Below are 16,385 nucleotides of genomic sequence, written 5' to 3' on the forward strand. Positions count from 1 at the left end.
CTATAACAATTATGAATATTCTGTTTTTTAATTGTAATTTTATATAAATCGTGTTTTCTCGAACAACACCTGCAGATACAAACTAAATAACTATTACTATATTTCTGCTTATGTATATGCCGTACTCTTCAAGCAAAGATAAAAGCCCTCCTAATTAAAGAAGGGCTTTCGTCTTTCATATAAGTGAATCCGATTTTATGATTTAAAGAATGAATGTCGTCTGTTATATCCCTATAACTCTGACTTTATTATGTTTAATTTCATTCTTCTAATGTCTTACTAGCTGTGCTTAGTGTCTTCATTGTGATAATCCCTCCAGTTGTCGTTTCATCTCATCAGCGTTCTCTTCATTAAGCTTCTGAAGTTCCTTCCGTTCCTTTTCTTGCTTATGATTGTCGAGACGTTCCTGGCGGTTCTTATACTTTAGAGCATCTTCTTCAGTTTTCTTCTTGTCATCTACTTTCTTCTGTTCTTGCTTCTTTAGGAACTTCTCCCGGCGTTCTTCCCGTTGTTTGTTGAGTTCTTTCAACTCTTCAGAGTTTAAGTCCTTCTCAAGAATTTTTTTAGCCTTCTCATAGCTATCAGCTTGCTTTTCGGTCATTTCCTCTTTTGTGATAGCTCCATGCTGATAATCTACATAAATGCTTCTCTCCTTGTAAGGTACTTTTGAGTAATCCATTTTAGAATTCAGTGATACTTTCGGATCAACTTCCTTTTCTTTCGGGATTCCGCAAGCTCCTACTCCTATTGATAAGGCTAGGGTAAAAGCGATAGTTTTCTTGTTGAGTTTCATTGTGATTTTCTCCTTAGGTAGTCAATTTTTTAAGGTAATAATACCATAATATTATGAATAAGCAATAAAAATAAATACATATCGTGTCTTCTGGAACCACACCTGCAGGTACATAATACATAACTATTACTACATTTCCACTCATGTATATGTGTACTCTTCAAGCAAAGACAAAAGCCCTCCTAATTAAAGAAGGGCTTTTATCTTTCATATAAGTGAATCCGATTTTATGATTTTAAAAATGAACGTCGTCTATTATACCCCTATAACGCTGACATTATCATTATACTAATGTATATAACGTAAATCAATATTATAGTAATTGATAGATTCTCTCTCCTTCCCTATTTTTAACACTATCAATATCATAAAAATAATATATAAATATATACAGTTTTATTTATTATATACTTATACAAGTAATTTAGCTCTTTATAAGAGTAGAAATTACGTTTTATATAAGGAGTGGTTTGAATGAAGAACAAATTTACGCGTATGATCATGTTAATGGTAGTAATGGCCTTATCAGTTACAGCACTTGCAGCATGTGGAGATAATCGTGATCCTAAAGAAGTTGCTACAGCATATTTTGAAGATGCAAAAGAAGGAAATGCGAAAGATTTTGGAGAGTTATTTACTCCAGAAGCAAAAAAAATAGTTGGTTTTATTGGCGGAAATGCAGAATTAATGAAATCAATTAATGAAGATCTTAAAAGCTATAAGATTAGAAAAGTTGAAGAGAAAAATGAAATCGCTACAGTAACTGTTGATGCTGTATATAAAGATAATCCTAAAAAAGTAATCGTAATTGAACTAGAGAAAACGGATGATGGTTGGAAAATTAGTAAATCATAGAAAAAACGGTCTATACATACTAGACCGTTTTTTATTTTGTCTGCCCTGTTAAAGGCAAAATAAACACTTCCACACGTCTATTCTTTGCTTTTCCCTCTTGTGTATCATTTTTATCAATTGGACGATATTCTCCATGAGCAATTGCACTAAATTTTTCTGCTTGCAACTTTTTATTTTGAAGCATTACTTGCATAAAGTTCACAGCACGTTGTGAACTCAATTCCCAATTTGATGCAAAATTTGCTTTGGCAATGGGGACATTATCAGTGTGACCTGAAACAGTTATTTCACGTGGAGCTGCCGAAACAAGCAAATTAGACATTTCTTTTGCAATCCCTAACGATTCCAATTTCACATCCGCTTTCCCCGAATCAAACAGTACATTCTCTAATATTGTCACCATTAATCCCTTTTCGGTTAACTTAGTTTGAAAAGAAGAAGTTAATTGCTTCTCATCAATATATTGATTAATCTTATTTTGTAATGCTTTCAATTCATCCATTTCTTTTTCTTCTTTAGCTTCATACTTATCTTGTTTTTTTCTTGTTCTGCCTCAAGGGTCCTTAATGATAATTCTTCTTTCTCATTTGGCTTTTGATTACTCAAAAACTCTTTATTTCCAGTTCCACCTGCTAGTTCACTTTGAAAAGCTACTGCCATCTGTTTAAATTTTGCTGCATCTATACTACTCATTGCAAATAAAACAATGAACAAAGCAAACAACAACGTTAGCATATCAGAATACGGAATTAACCAAGTTTCATCAATATGGTCTTCGTTTTTTTTATTTTTGTCTCTTCTATTTCTCTTACTCCGCATTTTTTTCGCTCCTTTTTCTAGCTTCATACACTCAGTCGCAGAAAGCGCATCTTAAAATACGGTTTTTTCACAATAAACGGATATGCGCCTTCTAATAGCTTAATAAGCAATTAAGAATTAGACACTACTTCTATATTTCAAAAATATATTTCACTTTATTTGTAAATGGGTTTCGTGATAAGTAACCTGATAAAATACTGAAAACCGTTGCGAAAAATGCACCAGAAATAACATTCCTTAACTTTTCAATATCAATTAAACATTATTAGCTGTAAAATTGATTTTCTAGCTCTTTTTTTAAAATCTTTATCGGGCTCTCCTTTTGTTAAATTTCCTGATTTTAATCATGCAATTGAGTATGAATTACCACATGCTGCTAATAATAAATCACTACTTATCGCAATACCAACAGAGATGTTTTGTTTCTTCAACTTTCGATCTCGCTCTATCTAAAAATTTATTGCCAATCTTCAGCAATTGCCTAGTTTCTCATCCCATATTTCTTAGGATATTCTTCTTTCTAATTTATTAACCGAGGTCCTTTTACATAAATTAATTTTTCATTCCATTACTTGATCAAAAATTTATACCCCTACCATATAGAATATTAATTAATTATTATATAAAATTTTAAATATATTATTTTCTTATCAAATTATAAAAGCTACATCCGTTTCATGCCCATTATATGCTTTAGCGAAAGAACCATAAAAAGAAATGTCAACTTCATCTGATTGTTTACCAAATCATGCTCTTTCCGTAACATCTGTCCGTGCAGTACCAGTAATATGTGAACTAGATGGACTTACCATCATTGGACCGATAAAATCGAACATTGATTTGCATTATATGTCTAATTTCTCCAAGTCTAGTTTTTTAAATTAAGCAGAAATTTCTCGAGGGGTTTCTCTAATGTCTTTCACTTTTCTGATTTTGAAATTTTTAAATACTAGTGACCCGATAAATCCAGATAATAGCCCAGTAGTCATAATAGTTGCAGTACACAATAATACTTTCATAGGATCATTAAATCCAAACATAACCACTAATCCAGCAATTGGTGTTGCTGTACCAACCGCGTTATTGATAAGTCCAAATGAGGCAACAACTATACCAGCAATCATGCCTCCCATGGCATTTGTTAAATAAATAGGAATTGGATTTGACGCAATAATATCAAACTGTGTTAATGGCTCAATAGCAACTGCTGTTGTAGTGGCCTTATTACCAAATTTCATACGTTTAAATAACATATAATTAACAAAAGAAGAATTTGTTACTGATAGGGCACCAATCGCCATTGGCATGCCAGTTAAACCAATTAAACTTGTAAGTGCCATGGAACTTAATGGACTCATGCCAACGAGTGGGATAATCCCACCTAAAATGATTCCTAATAAAATTGGACTTCCTGTACCGGCGGATATTAGAACATCCCCTATATTCTGTAATAATCCGACTACTACTGGTGCTATTGTTGTTGCTATTAAACGTGCTATAACCGGAACAACTATAACAGTAACAATTAAATCAAAGCCTTCTGGAATACGTTTTTCAATTTGTTTAATTAGGAAAGATACCAAATAACCAGCGATAAATGCTGGTAGTAACTTGAAATCAGCTACTGCTACCCCAACCATCATGGAATAGACAGGATTTACCCCCAATTTTAAACAAACAAGTGTACCAGCAGCAATTCCACCAAGTCCTCCAGCCATTTGACCAAGATCTTTTAAAAATGGAATTCCAATTAAATCACCAGTTACATAACTATGAAAAGCTTCTACTAAAAAGGTTGCACAAGCAGCACCTGAAAGTCCCCCCATTGCTTTCATTCCATGTGGAGCTTTGTAGCAAAATAATGACATGCATGAAAGAACAGTAAGTAAAAGTAAAGTACCTTTTAACATTTCCATCTCTATTCGTTCTCCTTTATTGCTTATTAAATATAATTATTGGGAGGATTGATATTTCTTCAAAGTTAATAACTTATCTCTCGACGCCCTTATTATAATTTTTATATTTATAAAATTTATTTTTTCTTATAAAAAATTTTCATTTGATATGAAGCGATTATGTTCATTGTTTGAAGGTCTATTAATTAACAAGTAGAACAAAATAATGCAGAACTACTTTGGTTAACACCTTGACTATATTAAGAAATTCTTTTAAAAATGCTTATATTTCCCTCTATTGAAGCAGTTCCTTTTATATCGGAAAGCTGTTGTAAAAAAATAAATGTTCTTTTCCTACGTGTATTTTTCGGGGTATTAAATATCGAAAGTTCTGAATTTATCGATTGTGTTTTCAATATTAAAAGTATGTCTAGTAGTATTTAGACTTATTTACATATCCTCTAAATGAGCTTTTTAAATATTTATTTGGATACAAATCATTAATCATTGCGTAGGGACTTCCATTCCAGTATCTTACTACTGGTGTCCATAATCTCTGTCTTTTTAGCCACTTCAGTGTGTACTGCTGTAATAATTGATCATCTGTCAACTCTTCTTTTTCTTCAATTGTCCACCGTAACGCATCTAACGCTTTTTTTCTCGTCCAAAAACCACTAGGTGTCATCTTAAATTCCCATTCTTTATATTGATTCGGATATAAGTCATTAATCATTGCATATGGACTATCATTCCAATATATTTGACAGGCCCCTCTCAATCCAACTTGCGTTAACCATTTATGTTCGTATATATTCTTCAATTGTTCCGGATTTAATTTTTCTTTTTCTTCAATCGTCCATACCAGAGCTTGTAATGCTTTTTCTTTCGTCCAAAATTTATTAGGAGTTTTAGTAAATTCCCATTCTTTAAATCGATTTGGATATAAATCATTAATCATCGCATACGGACTTCCATCCCAAAGCGTTCTTAAAGGTGCGCTTAGTCGTCGTTCGTTTAACCATTTTTGTCCATAAGTTTGTAAGAATATTTCGGGTGATAATTTCTCTTCTTCTTCAATTATCCATTTTAATAATTCTAAGGCCTTTTCTTTTGTCCAAAAATTTAAAGGTGTCATTTTAAATTCCCATTCTTTATATCTGTTTGGATATAAATCATTGATCATTGCGTACGGACTATTTTCATACTTATGCTTCAATACTCCACGTAATCGATACTTCGCAATTAATGCGTAATTCCAATTCTGTTTAATCTCTTCGTCGTTCCACTTTAAAAGTTTTGTTACTAAATACCTAGTTACTCTTCTAGCCATCTCATTATTTTTATCTAATTTCCATGTGTTTGGTGGGAATCTATTTCTTTTTCCATCTAAAATTTCCTGATAAATTTCCTCTATCGTAATTGCTTTCATCTGCATCTCACAACTTGCATCCCTTTCTTATCTTCCGAACAAAGAAAATTCAGACTTTATCACGTGAGTTATCATGTCAATCTATAATAAGAAACTAGTTTAATTCTATTGCTTTGCTTTTCTAGTGAAAAGCTTTAATAAGTCTTTAAAAGAAAATAAAGGCTGATATTTGTAATACGATTCATATTGCCACTTATCACTATTCAAAAGTTCTAGATTATTACATTTTTCTTTAGTACTATTTAAATCATTCTTTTTATTCATATCTTCATCTCCATCTAATACAGGTAATATAATTGAAAACTAAATTATATTATTGGTTGAATATCCTTAGTAGCCATCATGAAATTTAAGTAAGTGCTTTTAATTTTTGTTGTAAAACTTCATTTATTATCCACTTATTAGGATTGAACTTCAAATATACAATCAATTTCCACTGTAATATTCATTGGTAGTTGATTTGCTCCAATTGCCGTCCGAGCATGTTGGCCTTCTATTCCAAATATATCGTGTAACAACTTTGAGGCCGCATTAATAACAATATGTTGTTGATCAAAGTCAGTTTCACTATTCACAAAGGCTTGTAGTTTAATTACATTTACAATGCGGTCTAAATCACCAATATATTCTTTGACTGCTGCCAGTGTATTAATGATACAAAGTCTTGCTGCTTCTTGTGCTTCTTCTAAGGTTCTTTCTCCCCCAGCTTTCCCTGTATAAGCGAGGTTAGCATTAATAAATGGAGCTTGTCCTGATACAAATAGGAAATTTCCTATTTGTTTAACTGGTACGTATAATGCTTTAGCAGGCGAAGTTTTAGGTAATATAATACCTAGTTCCTCAATTCTTTGTTCTACTTTCATTTTCTAACCTCATTTTTATTTTATTTAAATATCACCAATGGCATATACAACTGTTGTTCCCGCAATTTTTACTCTGTCTCCCTCATGTTTACAATATAGTGTTCTTCCTCGGCCAGACAGTTGTCTTGCTACCATGTATAAACAGTTACTTTTTGGGCATATGACGTCTCACAAATAAAGTCACATTGGGTAGAAGCAACCATTAAGTTCCAGGATTTTATCTTTAGACTTGGATTGAAAATTTTAAAAAGTTCATTTCTCGCTTCTTCAAAATAAGTAAAATAATTTGCATTGTTTACATGTCCCAAAGAATCACATTCATTAAAACGTACAGTAATATCATGCTTAAACATAATATATCTCCTTTTAAGCTTGGTAATATAAAGGTCTCTGATTACATAGAAAAGTATTTAGTGAATAATAAGTATTTGCATGATTTAAAAAAATGAAGTATAGTGCCACTATGCTATATGGCCAGTCTAGTTAATATTGCTATATAGGTTGTAAATATATATTGCCTTTGTGTTAAATGATTAAAATATCGTAACAAATGGGTATCCTTTTAAGGCAAAGATGTTTAACCTATCTCTTGTTAATAGAGTTATTTCCTCCTTTCGAATTCTATTTTTTAATTCTTTATTTCAGAGATTTCCTTAATCTACTTGTATGTTATAACGGAACCGTATATAACACTCAAGCCCCTTCTATAACACTGAAAGGAGAATTAGTATGCATTTTGAAATTCAACGTAACAGTGAAATTTCACTTTCCAAACAAATATACCTATCTATTGTCGACCAAATTCGTTCCGGCTTTCTACAGGAAGGAGCACAATTACCTTCTATACGCAGTCTTACAAAACAATTAAAAGTGAGTCTGGTGACAGTAGCAAAAGCATATAAGAAACTTGAAGAAGATGGCTTTGTTACCTCAATTCAAGGAAAAGGATCATTTGTTAATCCAGAAAGAAAGGAAGTTGTTAATAGGCAACCTAAAGTTTCTCCTTATAATTGGCAGGTATCAATTCAGGATTACTTACCTAGATCTCAATTTTCACGCTTTCATTATGTTCCAGAAATGATTCAATTATCATCTTCGATGATTGATCCAAAGCTTTTTCCAAATCGTTTTTTAGAACAAGAAGTTCAAAAGATATTTGTTGATAACCCAAGAATTTTATCTCAATATGGAGAAGTACAAGGAGATCTTGAACTAAGACATGAAATGGCCGCATATTTGAAAAGAATGGATATTACTACAGTTCCAGAAAACATTTTAGTTACAAATGGTTCTCAACAAGGAATTGGTCTTATTGCTCGTACGTTTATCGGACCGGATGATGTGGTTATAATGGAGGCTCCAACTTACCCAGGAGCAATCGATGTCTTTCGTGGGAGAGGTGCTACAGTCCTTACCGTTCCAATCGATAAAGATGGTATGAGAATAGATATCCTGCAGAATTTATGTGACAAATATAAACCAAAGATCATATATACAGTGCCTACCTTTCATAATCCAACAGGTATTGTCACAACTGCTAAAAGACGTAGACAAATTCTTGATATAGCTCAAAGTAGCAATAGCATAGTTATTGAAGATGATCCATGGAGCGAAATTTACTTTAATAAAAAACCACCGGCTCCCATTAAAAGTTTAGATGATTCCGGACATGTCATTTATTTGAAAGGATTAAGTAAGACATTTGCTCCTGGTTGTAGAATTGGAGTATTAATTGCTTCTGGTTCTATATTTAATCGATTATTAGCAGCAAAAGCTAACGCAGACTTAGGAAGTCCTTTACTTACTCAAAAAATAATATTGCCATTTATGAGATCACAAAAATCAATGGAACATATAAAAAAATTAAGAACTGCTTTGAAATTACGAAGAGATCTAGTTTTGGAACTGTTGTCAAAACTTGCTCCATCTGAGGTTTCATGGTTCATACCTGAAGGAGGATTAAATCTTTGGATTAGTCTTCCTGATTGGATGGATACAAATTCTATTCTTTTAGAAGCACAAAAGAAAAAAGTGACATTTTTGCCTGGTACAGCATGTTATCCTGTAGAACTAGAAAATCATCATATGAGATTAAGTTACTCTTATATGAGTGAGAAGCAATTAAAAGAGGGTGTTGAAATTTTATGCGGTATATTCCATTCTTTGATTTCAGAAAAGAAATCTTACGACAATTCCCCCTTCTTTTAATTGTAAGTTGATAGTAAATAGATCAGGTGTTTTTCATTCAAAATGAATATACACTCTAAATTGATAAATGTAATTTATAGCTAAAAGAATATTTAACAAACAAGATAGATAAATGAACCTAAGAAATAGGTTTTATCTATCTTGTTTTTTATAATTTACTCAAATATTTTTTGACTAATTTAACTATATCTATAACAAAAAAGGCAACTAAGAATGAAAGCAACATAAGTCTAAGTTCCTGTTATTACTAGCCTATGAAAATGATTCGTTAGATACTTTTAATATGTAAACGCACATGTACATAAGCATATGTTTTATTTCAAGATTTTAATTTACCCACTCACCTCTTATATCAAGTAAATTTCAGTTTTTAAAACATTTAACGATTAACGTCTACTTTTTATCTTTTCTACCACTCTTACTTAGAGGGTAATTTAACGTGTTATTCAAATTTAAGTGTTATAAAACGTACTTGACTGTTATGCATATGTACCCGTTAGCATAATTGTAATGGGGTAGATATGCTTTTATATGCCTACCTCATATTATATAAGCGGAGGTGTAAGAGACATGTCTTTTAAATTTTCTTAATTTATAGAAATAATAGATTTTAAACGGTATTCAGTCGGATTTATATTAGATGGTTATTTCTCAGTCATCAAATTGGCTTAGCGCTAGAGACGTATTTACTAGGAATACTATATAGTAAGAAGGGCAACTATAATTTATCCTTTTATTTGTCGATAGTCATTTTAATAGGAGCAGTAATTTTAAATCTTTTACTGCCTGAAGCTAAGCAAGCCTTCAGTGAGAATAAAAATATAAAAGCAGGAGTTAAATAAAATTGAGGTTCCCTTATGTGAAAGCACATACATCTTGAAAGGATGATAAAGTATGTCAAAACAAGAGTTCATACTATTAAAAGAAAAACTAACATTACCTGTTATTGCAGCTCCAATGTTTCTGGTTTCAAGTCCAGAAATGATCATTAATGGCTGTAAAGCAGGAATAGTAAGCTCTTTTCCACTACTTAATGCTCGTACCACGGAAATGCTAGAGGAATGGATGAAACATATCACATATGAACTTTCAACAAGTCAACTTAAAAATGGAGCACATTCTATTGCTCCTTGGGCAGTGAACTTGATTGTACATCGAACAAATCAGCGATATGAAGCAGACCTTGAACTAATAAAAACATATCGTCCCCCTATTGTAATTACATCACTAGGAAATCCATCTTTAGTTGTAAATATTGTGCATGAATATGGAGGATTAGTTTTCTCCGATGCTACTAATCTAACTCATGCAAGAAAAGCTGTGGAAGCAGGAATAGACGGTTTAATCCTCGTTTGTACAGGGGCTGGCGGACATGCGGGAATGCTTAATCCAATTGCCTTTCTAACGGAAGTAAAAGAGTTCTGGGATGGCATTACAGTAGTCGCTGGTTGCGTATCTCGTGGTCAAGACATCTTAGCCATGGAAATTCTGGGGGCAGATATGGTTTATATGGGCACCCGATTTATAGCCTCATCTGAATGTTTAGCAAGTGATACTTATCAAAATATGCTGGTTGAATCCAATGTTGAAGATTTGATTTATACCGATGCATTTAGCGGAGTGCATGCAAATTATCTTATTCCTAGTATTTTAAAGGTAGAACTTGATCCCAATCATTTGCAAAAGAAAACATCATTAGATTTTTCTTTTGCTCAAACCAATGAAATGGGAATAAAGCCGTGGAAAGATATATTTTCTGCAGGTCAAGGTGTAGGAAACATCAAACAGGTGCAACCAATTGCTGATATTGTAACAAAATTAAAAGGAGAGTATGACCAAGCATTTACCTCTCTAGTAAACAGTTATTCCACTTCTACATTGCAGAAGAATAATTAATAAACTGTCTATTTCTTATAAAAAAGAACTTGTAAAAAGATTACAAGTTCTTTTTAGATATTATTTTAGCTATGGATAAACAATCCACGCTGATAATTAGGAGTTTATACATGTGTTGGTTAGTATAATTGATAGAAAAGATTAATAAGAATTAGATGGATTTTTTTATTAAGACCAAATCCATTGATCATCCTCATTATTATTGGTGTCATTTAGAATTTTCAATTCTTGAATTTTTTCAATGTTATTTTTTATATTCCAATGAATGGTACTCCCACCCCATTCTACAAGTTCCATATTATTCACTTTAACTTTGTCACCGACATTAAATTGTTGTCCTTGAGTTAAGTAAACTTCTATGATGTCATTTCCACCTTTGATTTTAGGATATTTAACATGTACATAATCTGTAGATGTATTTCCGTATTTATTAAGTTGGCCTTTTTTACTAATCTCTCCTACTACATAATCAGGAAGGCCATTTTCTTGGAAATAAACCCCTGGTTTTAACGATTTACTTTCAATGGAATTTGCAACCATATATTCAGTGAAATTATTCATCATGGTACCAGTAACCTTTACTTCCTCCCCTATTTTCACATTTGGTGAAGTATTAAAATAGACACTGATAGGATCTGTAAACTGTTTTGATTTAACAGATATAACATTTTTATTAATCTCAACTACACGCCCTTCGATTGTTAGTGTAATTGATTCAATAGAAGCTGCATTTACTTTTGTTGCTTCTAATCCTGGCAAATTTGTACCTGCAAGTGTTGCGATTCCTAATGCACCAGCTAAAATGATTTTTTTCATACTCATTTCATAACATCTCCATTCATATTTCACTTTTTTATTAGTTAATATTAAATATGTTGTAACCAAATAAGTTACACATGTTGTGTTAAGCAGTTATAAATTGTATACAATCTTATATACGAAGAAAATAGTTTGTTAAGACATATGTATCCTCTGAATGAATTTTCTATATGTTTATTTTGATATAAACCATTGCATAACGCCATGTAATTGACGCTTCAAAATTAATAAGGTATCTCAATTCTGTTTTTTCTCTTCTTTATTCCAATTTTTAAAGATAGGTACTCTTTTTTCTACTAAGAATTAACAAACAATAAAAGTCTTTATCAATAAATCTAATCACTCCTTTGGGGTAAAATTATGACAAGCAAATTTTCATATTTTATTTTAAGAAATTCATTCAGCTACTTGTATGTTACAACAAAACCATATATAACAATCAACCCTCGTTTATAACACTGAAAAGAAATTTAATATGTATATAATGATACTGCTAACAAGATCTATACATCAGTTTTAAAGACATCTGTAAATTTATCTTCTTCAATTTCTTCTTATTTTCTTCCTCACCATGAATTATAATATTTTAATAATTTAAAATTAAGTGTTATATATAACCGTTGACTGTTATGTATGTGTATCCATTATTATATTATTTGTAACTGGAAGGTTGTTTTCTAACCAGTATACAGCACTTTCATCAGACCGGTCGGTCCGGTCTGAAATAATGATAATAGGATGTGTGTACAATATGAAATTCCAAGTTGTTTTATTTGATGGTTTTGATTTAATGGATGCAATTGCTCCTTTTGATGTCTTTAACGCAGCAGCAGGACTTTCTCCAGAAGAAGTAACAGTAGAGTTGGTGACTGTTGAAGGGAAAAGATTTGTTAACAGTGGAGTTGATAACGTAAGAGTCGAAGCTTCAGGCATACTCGACCCAAACGCCGAAGGTGTAATTCTAATTCCAGGTAGTTCCGGGGATTCCTATGAGGATGGACCAAATTCAATTGTAAATAGATTAAAAAGGGCTTCTGAGACGGAGTTGAAAACCTTGTTACACCAAGCGGCAAAAAATCCAAATATTACTTTAAATATAGTATGCGTAGGTGCTAACCTTCTAGGGATGATTGGGCTTCTAAATGGTCGATATGCTAGTACACATTTTATGGGAATGGATGCCTTACCTAAAATGGGCGCTATACCGGTGCATGCTCGTATAGTAGATGATGGGGATATAGTATCAAGCGGTGGTGTAACTTCAGGGATAGATCTTGCCATTTACACAATTGAACAAAAACTAGGATCAAAAATTGCACACGCTGTAGAAAAACTGTTTGAATTTGAACGTAGAAGTACAGTTTGGAAAAATGAAGGTCAAAATCCTGTCGCGTTTTAATTAAATGATTTTGTATTAGGGGTATCACCATATCTCTACCAAATTAAGAAAAATAAATACCCCAGAACGAAATGTTTACTTTTCTACAATAAACTAACAAACCAAAGTTTATATATGTAATAATAATCGCTGTTGTTAAATAAGCGACTTGAGTACTCCTCATAATTATTCTTATGAGGAGTACAAAAAAGTTAGTACTTTACTAGCTTTTTTGTGTATACATTGTTCGTGAATAATAAAGGTGTTCAAAAATATTGATTATGTAATAGAATTTCATTATACATCTTTTGGATTATTGTTATTCGATTAGATATACTTATAAATTTTAATAATTAATATCTAATTTATTTATATCAAAAAGAAGTCTATGCTTTAATTATAAATTCGTTTGAATGGAGTGATCCTATGAAAGTATTTGACACACATTTACATATAATCGATCCAAAATTTCCATTGTACGAAAATCAAGGATATATGCCAGATCCATTTACGTCTGAAGATTATTTACACACTGTCAGTAATTTAAATGTAATTGGTGGTGCGATTGTCTCTGGTTCCTTTCAAAAGTTTGATCAAACTTACTTAATAAATGCATTGCAAACATTGGGGAAGAATTTTGTTGGTGTTACGCAGTTACCCTATGATACATCAGACGATGAAATTATTAAATTGAATGAGAAAGGTGTTAAGGCACTTCGCTTTAATGTAAATCGAGGTGGTTCAGAGGATATATCACGTTTAGACAATTTTGCTAGAAGAGTATATGAATTAGTAAATTGGCATACAGAGCTTTATATTAATTCAAATGCCTTACCAGAGATAACTAATATATTAGAAAAATTGCCAAAAGTATCAATTGATCATTTAGGTTTGTCAAAAGCAGGTCTACCTAATTTATTAGCTTTAGTCGAAAAAGGAGTTCGAGTAAAAGCTACTGGATTTGGAAGAATTGACTTTGATGCTGCTGAAGCAATGAAAGCAATTTATTCAATTAACCCTGATGCGTTAATGTTTGGAACTGATTTGCCTTCAACAAGGGCAAAGATACCATTCCGACATTCAGATATAGAGTTAATTAAAAACGAATTTGAAGAAGAAGCCATAAAAAAAATTCTTTATAAAAACGCCTTTGACTGGTATCTAAAATAGAGTTTGACCGCATTGTCATTGAGCTAACAAAGCAAAATATCCCCTAAAATGAAAAAATACGCTATTCTTTCTGTAGATTCATAGGAAAGGATAGTGTTTTTTATGTCTGTTTCTGTGTCTGAAGAATTTCAAATATTCACTCAAGGGATTCAAAGTTTTTTATCTCCAAATAGCTTACGGGATCTTGCTAGGGGTGTTGGTTTTGTACAACGAACCAGTAAGTATCAAGCAAAAGATTTAGTAGTTTTTGTGTATGGGTGAGCAAATACGCAGATACCGTTCAACAATAACCGGCTATTGCTTCTGATTATGTATGATGTTCAACATTTTGGTTTTTATGTGGATGACATAAAAGAAGCTGCTAAACGTTTTGTAGAAGCTGGTGGAGAACTATTGAATGATCCTGGCGAATTGTTAGGAGATGTGGAAGATGGAACAGGCCATTTTGTTTATGGTCGTGTTCCTTGGGGAATGTTAATTGAACTAATTAGCTATACACCAACTGGTCTAAATTATCCAAAAGAGAGTGCAGCAAAACGTTTCACTCCTTAATAAATGAATATTAGTTATATTTTACTTGAAAAAGTAACAACTCAAAAAATAGCGATTCTATAAATTATAGAATCGCTATTTTTTGTTAATAGAAATAATGAACTTTACTAGATATTTAACCATACTTAATATAATAGAAATCAGATTTATCGAATGTTAGAAAAATTATAACGATCCCATTGTTCACTGCCATCCAAGCCAATAATAAATAGCATAACTAACTTATTATTTATCTCCTTAAAGTTATATACTGCATTGGGATTTCTACTTTTTGCGATAATTCATGCCCCCTTCTTAAACCAATAAAGAAAAGAAGCATTCCTTTTCATGTCTTTCTTTGTCCTTTTTTTGTTCAAAGAAAAGAAAGTTTAAATTGAAAATTAATTATTAAAGACTCTATAATAACTTTTAAATTTATAAAGTACATAATTTTATAATTTACAAAACATAATTCTAATTATGGGTATTCTATAGAAAATGAATAAAGTTTTTACCCTTTATTATAATCACAAATAGCCTAGTCATCTAAAATCATAATTTATATTTTATTTATCCATACAGGATGTGACTTCACTCATAAAGTGGCCACTAGTGGAAGTAAAACTTTGCCGGAGAGTGATTATTAACCCATAAACTTGCCGTGAATCCTGGTACTTTGTAATAAAGTTTGATCAAAAACATGCTACAAAAAAAGACCATTTAACAGAAGAAACCCAAACATTTTGAAAAAATCAGTCAAAAATGCTTGGGTTATTTGTTGCTAGTAAATAATTTATATAAGAAAGTTTATTCATTTTTCTACCTGTGTTTGCGCAACAATCGCGCTCTTTTGTGTAATAAGGGTTTATAATTGAATTTAAGTTTTAACAAATAAAACACAGAACAATCCTTTTTATAAACACTCGTGAAATTTAAGCAATAAATGATGCAATCAGTTTAAAGAAGAAACTGTTAGTTAAGCTGAATTTTCAACCTTCTTTTTGTGGCGCCTTTGTTTTGAATTTTAATAATGGAGAAGTCGCCAATTTCAGTTATTTTGTTAACATGGGTTCCACCACATGCTTGCTCGTCAATATCATCAATTTGAACTAATCGTACTTCGTTAAGAGAAGCTGGAAGTAAGTTAATAATTGTCTTAATACTCCCTTCTTTCTGCTCAGCTTCTCTTCTACTCATCGTTCTCATTTGAACATTATGATGTTTAGATATTAACCTACATATTGATTGTTCTAAATTCTCAAACTGTATTTCTTCTATAACTTCAGGAGAAAACGCTAGCTCTAATCTGGCATAATCCTTTTCAATCTGACTGCTTGTAGCTAAAGCACCGTAATGCTGAAATAAATAACCAGAAATAACATGTAATAATGTATGATAACGCATGTTTTGAAAACGCCAAGACCAGTTGATATGCATGATGACTGCTTGTTCTAAGTGCTGCAATGGACGATCTAATTCATGAACGATTTCACCATCTATTTTTTTTACATTTACTACTTCGTAGATTTCATCTCCCTGTTTAATGGTCCCTTTATCGCAAGGTTGTCCACCACCACCTGGATAAAAAATCGTTTGGTCAAATGCAACAAAATTGCCTTTTACTGAAACAATCTGCGCTTTACACTCTTTAATATAACTATTCTCTGCATATAATTCCTTTGTTGACATTTTGCATCTTCCTTTAACTGATAAACTATTGATTCAAATC

14 protein-coding genes and 4 pseudogenes are annotated in these 16,385 nt (G+C 31.8%); 8 read left to right on the forward strand and 10 right to left on the reverse strand.

What is annotated here, in order from left to right:
* Positions 1-298: 298 nt before the first annotated feature.
* Positions 299-793, reverse strand: a complete 495-nt coding sequence (locus NZ044_RS28945) for a DNA ligase (RefSeq protein WP_170265010.1) — start codon at positions 791-793, stop codon at positions 299-301.
* 474 nt (positions 794-1,267) lie between these two features.
* On the opposite strand from NZ044_RS28945, the gene NZ044_RS28950 reads away from it, so the two are divergent.
* On the forward strand, positions 1,268-1,648 hold the full coding sequence (locus NZ044_RS28950; RefSeq protein WP_170265008.1) for a DUF4878 domain-containing protein: 381 nt from the start codon (positions 1,268-1,270) through the stop codon (positions 1,646-1,648).
* 31 nt (positions 1,649-1,679) lie between these two features.
* Here NZ044_RS28950 and motB read toward each other — a convergent pair.
* The 7 genes and pseudogenes from motB to NZ044_RS28985 form a co-directional block, all read right to left on the reverse strand.
* Positions 1,680-2,467: pseudogene (gene motB / locus NZ044_RS28955) on the reverse strand (flagellar motor protein MotB).
* Positions 2,468-2,726: pseudogene (locus tag NZ044_RS30935) on the reverse strand (flagellar motor protein MotA); the annotation flags it as partial.
* A 622-nt stretch (positions 2,727-3,348) separates the two neighbouring features.
* The gene (locus tag NZ044_RS28960; protein WP_170265005.1) at positions 3,349-4,383 is read right to left on the reverse strand and encodes a PTS sugar transporter subunit IIC; all 1,035 of its coding nucleotides are present in this window, start codon (positions 4,381-4,383) and stop codon (positions 3,349-3,351) included.
* A gap of 409 nt (positions 4,384-4,792) precedes the next feature.
* Positions 4,793-5,797 carry a DUF4046 domain-containing protein gene (locus NZ044_RS28965; RefSeq protein WP_170265003.1) on the reverse strand — a complete coding sequence of 335 codons (1,005 nt, stop codon included), beginning with the start codon at positions 5,795-5,797 and terminating at the stop codon, positions 4,793-4,795.
* Positions 5,798-5,896: 99 nt separating this feature from the next.
* The gene (locus NZ044_RS28970) at positions 5,897-6,055 is read right to left on the reverse strand and encodes a hypothetical protein (RefSeq protein WP_170265001.1); all 159 of its coding nucleotides are present in this window, start codon (positions 6,053-6,055) and stop codon (positions 5,897-5,899) included.
* Between the two features lie 137 nt (positions 6,056-6,192).
* Positions 6,193-6,654 (reverse strand): RidA family protein, encoded by a 462-nt coding sequence (locus NZ044_RS28975; protein ID WP_097807856.1) that lies wholly within the window; start codon positions 6,652-6,654, stop codon positions 6,193-6,195.
* Between the two features lie 128 nt (positions 6,655-6,782).
* Positions 6,783-7,007: an acyl-CoA thioesterase gene (locus NZ044_RS28985; RefSeq protein ID WP_249383813.1), complete on the reverse strand. Its 225-nt coding sequence runs from the start codon at positions 7,005-7,007 to the stop codon at positions 6,783-6,785.
* A 376-nt stretch (positions 7,008-7,383) separates the two neighbouring features.
* Here NZ044_RS28985 and pdxR point away from each other — a divergent pair, with 376 nt between their 5' ends.
* The 3 genes and pseudogenes from pdxR to NZ044_RS29000 all read left to right on the forward strand — a co-directional run bounded on the left by pdxR (position 7,384) and on the right by NZ044_RS29000 (position 10,758).
* Positions 7,384-8,862 carry a MocR-like pyridoxine biosynthesis transcription factor PdxR gene (gene pdxR, locus NZ044_RS28990; protein ID WP_170264999.1) on the forward strand — a complete coding sequence of 493 codons (1,479 nt, stop codon included), beginning with the start codon at positions 7,384-7,386 and terminating at the stop codon, positions 8,860-8,862.
* 609 nt (positions 8,863-9,471) lie between these two features.
* A pseudogene (locus NZ044_RS28995) lies at positions 9,472-9,704 on the forward strand (MFS transporter); the annotation flags it as partial.
* Positions 9,705-9,756: 52 nt separating this feature from the next.
* A complete protein-coding gene (locus NZ044_RS29000) occupies positions 9,757-10,758 on the forward strand; it encodes an NAD(P)H-dependent flavin oxidoreductase (protein ID WP_170264997.1) in 1,002 nt (333 codons plus the stop codon).
* A gap of 168 nt (positions 10,759-10,926) precedes the next feature.
* Here NZ044_RS29000 and NZ044_RS29005 read toward each other — a convergent pair whose 3' ends face one another.
* Positions 10,927-11,580 (reverse strand): hypothetical protein, encoded by a 654-nt coding sequence (locus tag NZ044_RS29005; protein WP_170264995.1) that lies wholly within the window; start codon positions 11,578-11,580, stop codon positions 10,927-10,929.
* Between the two features lie 748 nt (positions 11,581-12,328).
* Between NZ044_RS29005 and NZ044_RS29010 the strand changes: the two genes are divergently transcribed.
* From NZ044_RS29010 to NZ044_RS29025, 4 genes and pseudogenes are all read left to right on the forward strand, one after another.
* A complete protein-coding gene (locus NZ044_RS29010; RefSeq protein WP_340950192.1) occupies positions 12,329-12,976 on the forward strand; it encodes a DJ-1/PfpI family protein in 648 nt (215 codons plus the stop codon).
* Between the two features lie 405 nt (positions 12,977-13,381).
* Positions 13,382-14,125: an amidohydrolase family protein gene (locus NZ044_RS29015; protein WP_097807861.1), complete on the forward strand. Its 744-nt coding sequence runs from the start codon at positions 13,382-13,384 to the stop codon at positions 14,123-14,125.
* A 102-nt stretch (positions 14,126-14,227) separates the two neighbouring features.
* A pseudogene (locus NZ044_RS29020) lies at positions 14,228-14,391 on the forward strand (IS4 family transposase); the annotation flags it as partial.
* Positions 14,392-14,434: 43 nt separating this feature from the next.
* Entirely contained in the window at positions 14,435-14,677 is a 243-nt protein-coding gene (locus tag NZ044_RS29025) for a hypothetical protein (protein ID WP_097807862.1), read from the forward strand.
* Between the two features lie 951 nt (positions 14,678-15,628).
* Here NZ044_RS29025 and NZ044_RS29030 read toward each other — a convergent pair.
* Positions 15,629-16,345 carry an alanyl-tRNA editing protein gene (locus NZ044_RS29030; RefSeq protein WP_340950193.1) on the reverse strand — a complete coding sequence of 239 codons (717 nt, stop codon included), beginning with the start codon at positions 16,343-16,345 and terminating at the stop codon, positions 15,629-15,631.
* Positions 16,346-16,385 lie beyond the last annotated feature (40 nt).

The organism is Bacillus sp. FSL K6-1338, from assembly GCF_038006965.1.
Taxonomy (GTDB): domain Bacteria; phylum Bacillota; class Bacilli; order Bacillales; family Bacillaceae_G; genus Bacillus_A; species Bacillus_A thuringiensis_S.

What these genes read in the sequence shown, in the direction of transcription:
- NZ044_RS28960 (WP_170265005.1), bottom strand. Translation starts at nt 4,383, where the DNA reads ATGGAAATGTTAAAAGGTACTTTACTTTTACTTACTGTTCTTTCATGC.
- NZ044_RS29030 (WP_340950193.1), bottom strand. Translation starts at nt 16,345, where the DNA reads ATGTCAACAAAGGAATTATATGCAGAGAATAGTTATATTAAAGAGTGT.
- NZ044_RS29015 (WP_097807861.1), top strand. Translation starts at nt 13,382, where the DNA reads ATGAAAGTATTTGACACACATTTACATATAATCGATCCAAAATTTCCA.
- pdxR (WP_170264999.1), top strand. Translation starts at nt 7,384, where the DNA reads ATGCATTTTGAAATTCAACGTAACAGTGAAATTTCACTTTCCAAACAA.
- NZ044_RS28970 (WP_170265001.1), bottom strand. Translation starts at nt 6,055, where the DNA reads ATGAATAAAAAGAATGATTTAAATAGTACTAAAGAAAAATGTAATAAT.
- NZ044_RS29005 (WP_170264995.1), bottom strand. Translation starts at nt 11,580, where the DNA reads ATGAGTATGAAAAAAATCATTTTAGCTGGTGCATTAGGAATCGCAACA.
- NZ044_RS28985 (WP_249383813.1), bottom strand. Translation starts at nt 7,007, where the DNA reads ATGTTTAAGCATGATATTACTGTACGTTTTAATGAATGTGATTCTTTG.
- NZ044_RS28945 (WP_170265010.1), bottom strand. Translation starts at nt 793, where the DNA reads ATGAAACTCAACAAGAAAACTATCGCTTTTACCCTAGCCTTATCAATA.
- NZ044_RS29025 (WP_097807862.1), top strand. Translation starts at nt 14,435, where the DNA reads ATGTATGATGTTCAACATTTTGGTTTTTATGTGGATGACATAAAAGAA.
- NZ044_RS28965 (WP_170265003.1), bottom strand. Translation starts at nt 5,797, where the DNA reads ATGCAGATGAAAGCAATTACGATAGAGGAAATTTATCAGGAAATTTTA.
- NZ044_RS29000 (WP_170264997.1), top strand. Translation starts at nt 9,757, where the DNA reads ATGTCAAAACAAGAGTTCATACTATTAAAAGAAAAACTAACATTACCT.
- NZ044_RS28950 (WP_170265008.1), top strand. Translation starts at nt 1,268, where the DNA reads ATGAAGAACAAATTTACGCGTATGATCATGTTAATGGTAGTAATGGCC.
- NZ044_RS28975 (WP_097807856.1), bottom strand. Translation starts at nt 6,654, where the DNA reads ATGAAAGTAGAACAAAGAATTGAGGAACTAGGTATTATATTACCTAAA.
- NZ044_RS29010 (WP_340950192.1), top strand. Translation starts at nt 12,329, where the DNA reads ATGAAATTCCAAGTTGTTTTATTTGATGGTTTTGATTTAATGGATGCA.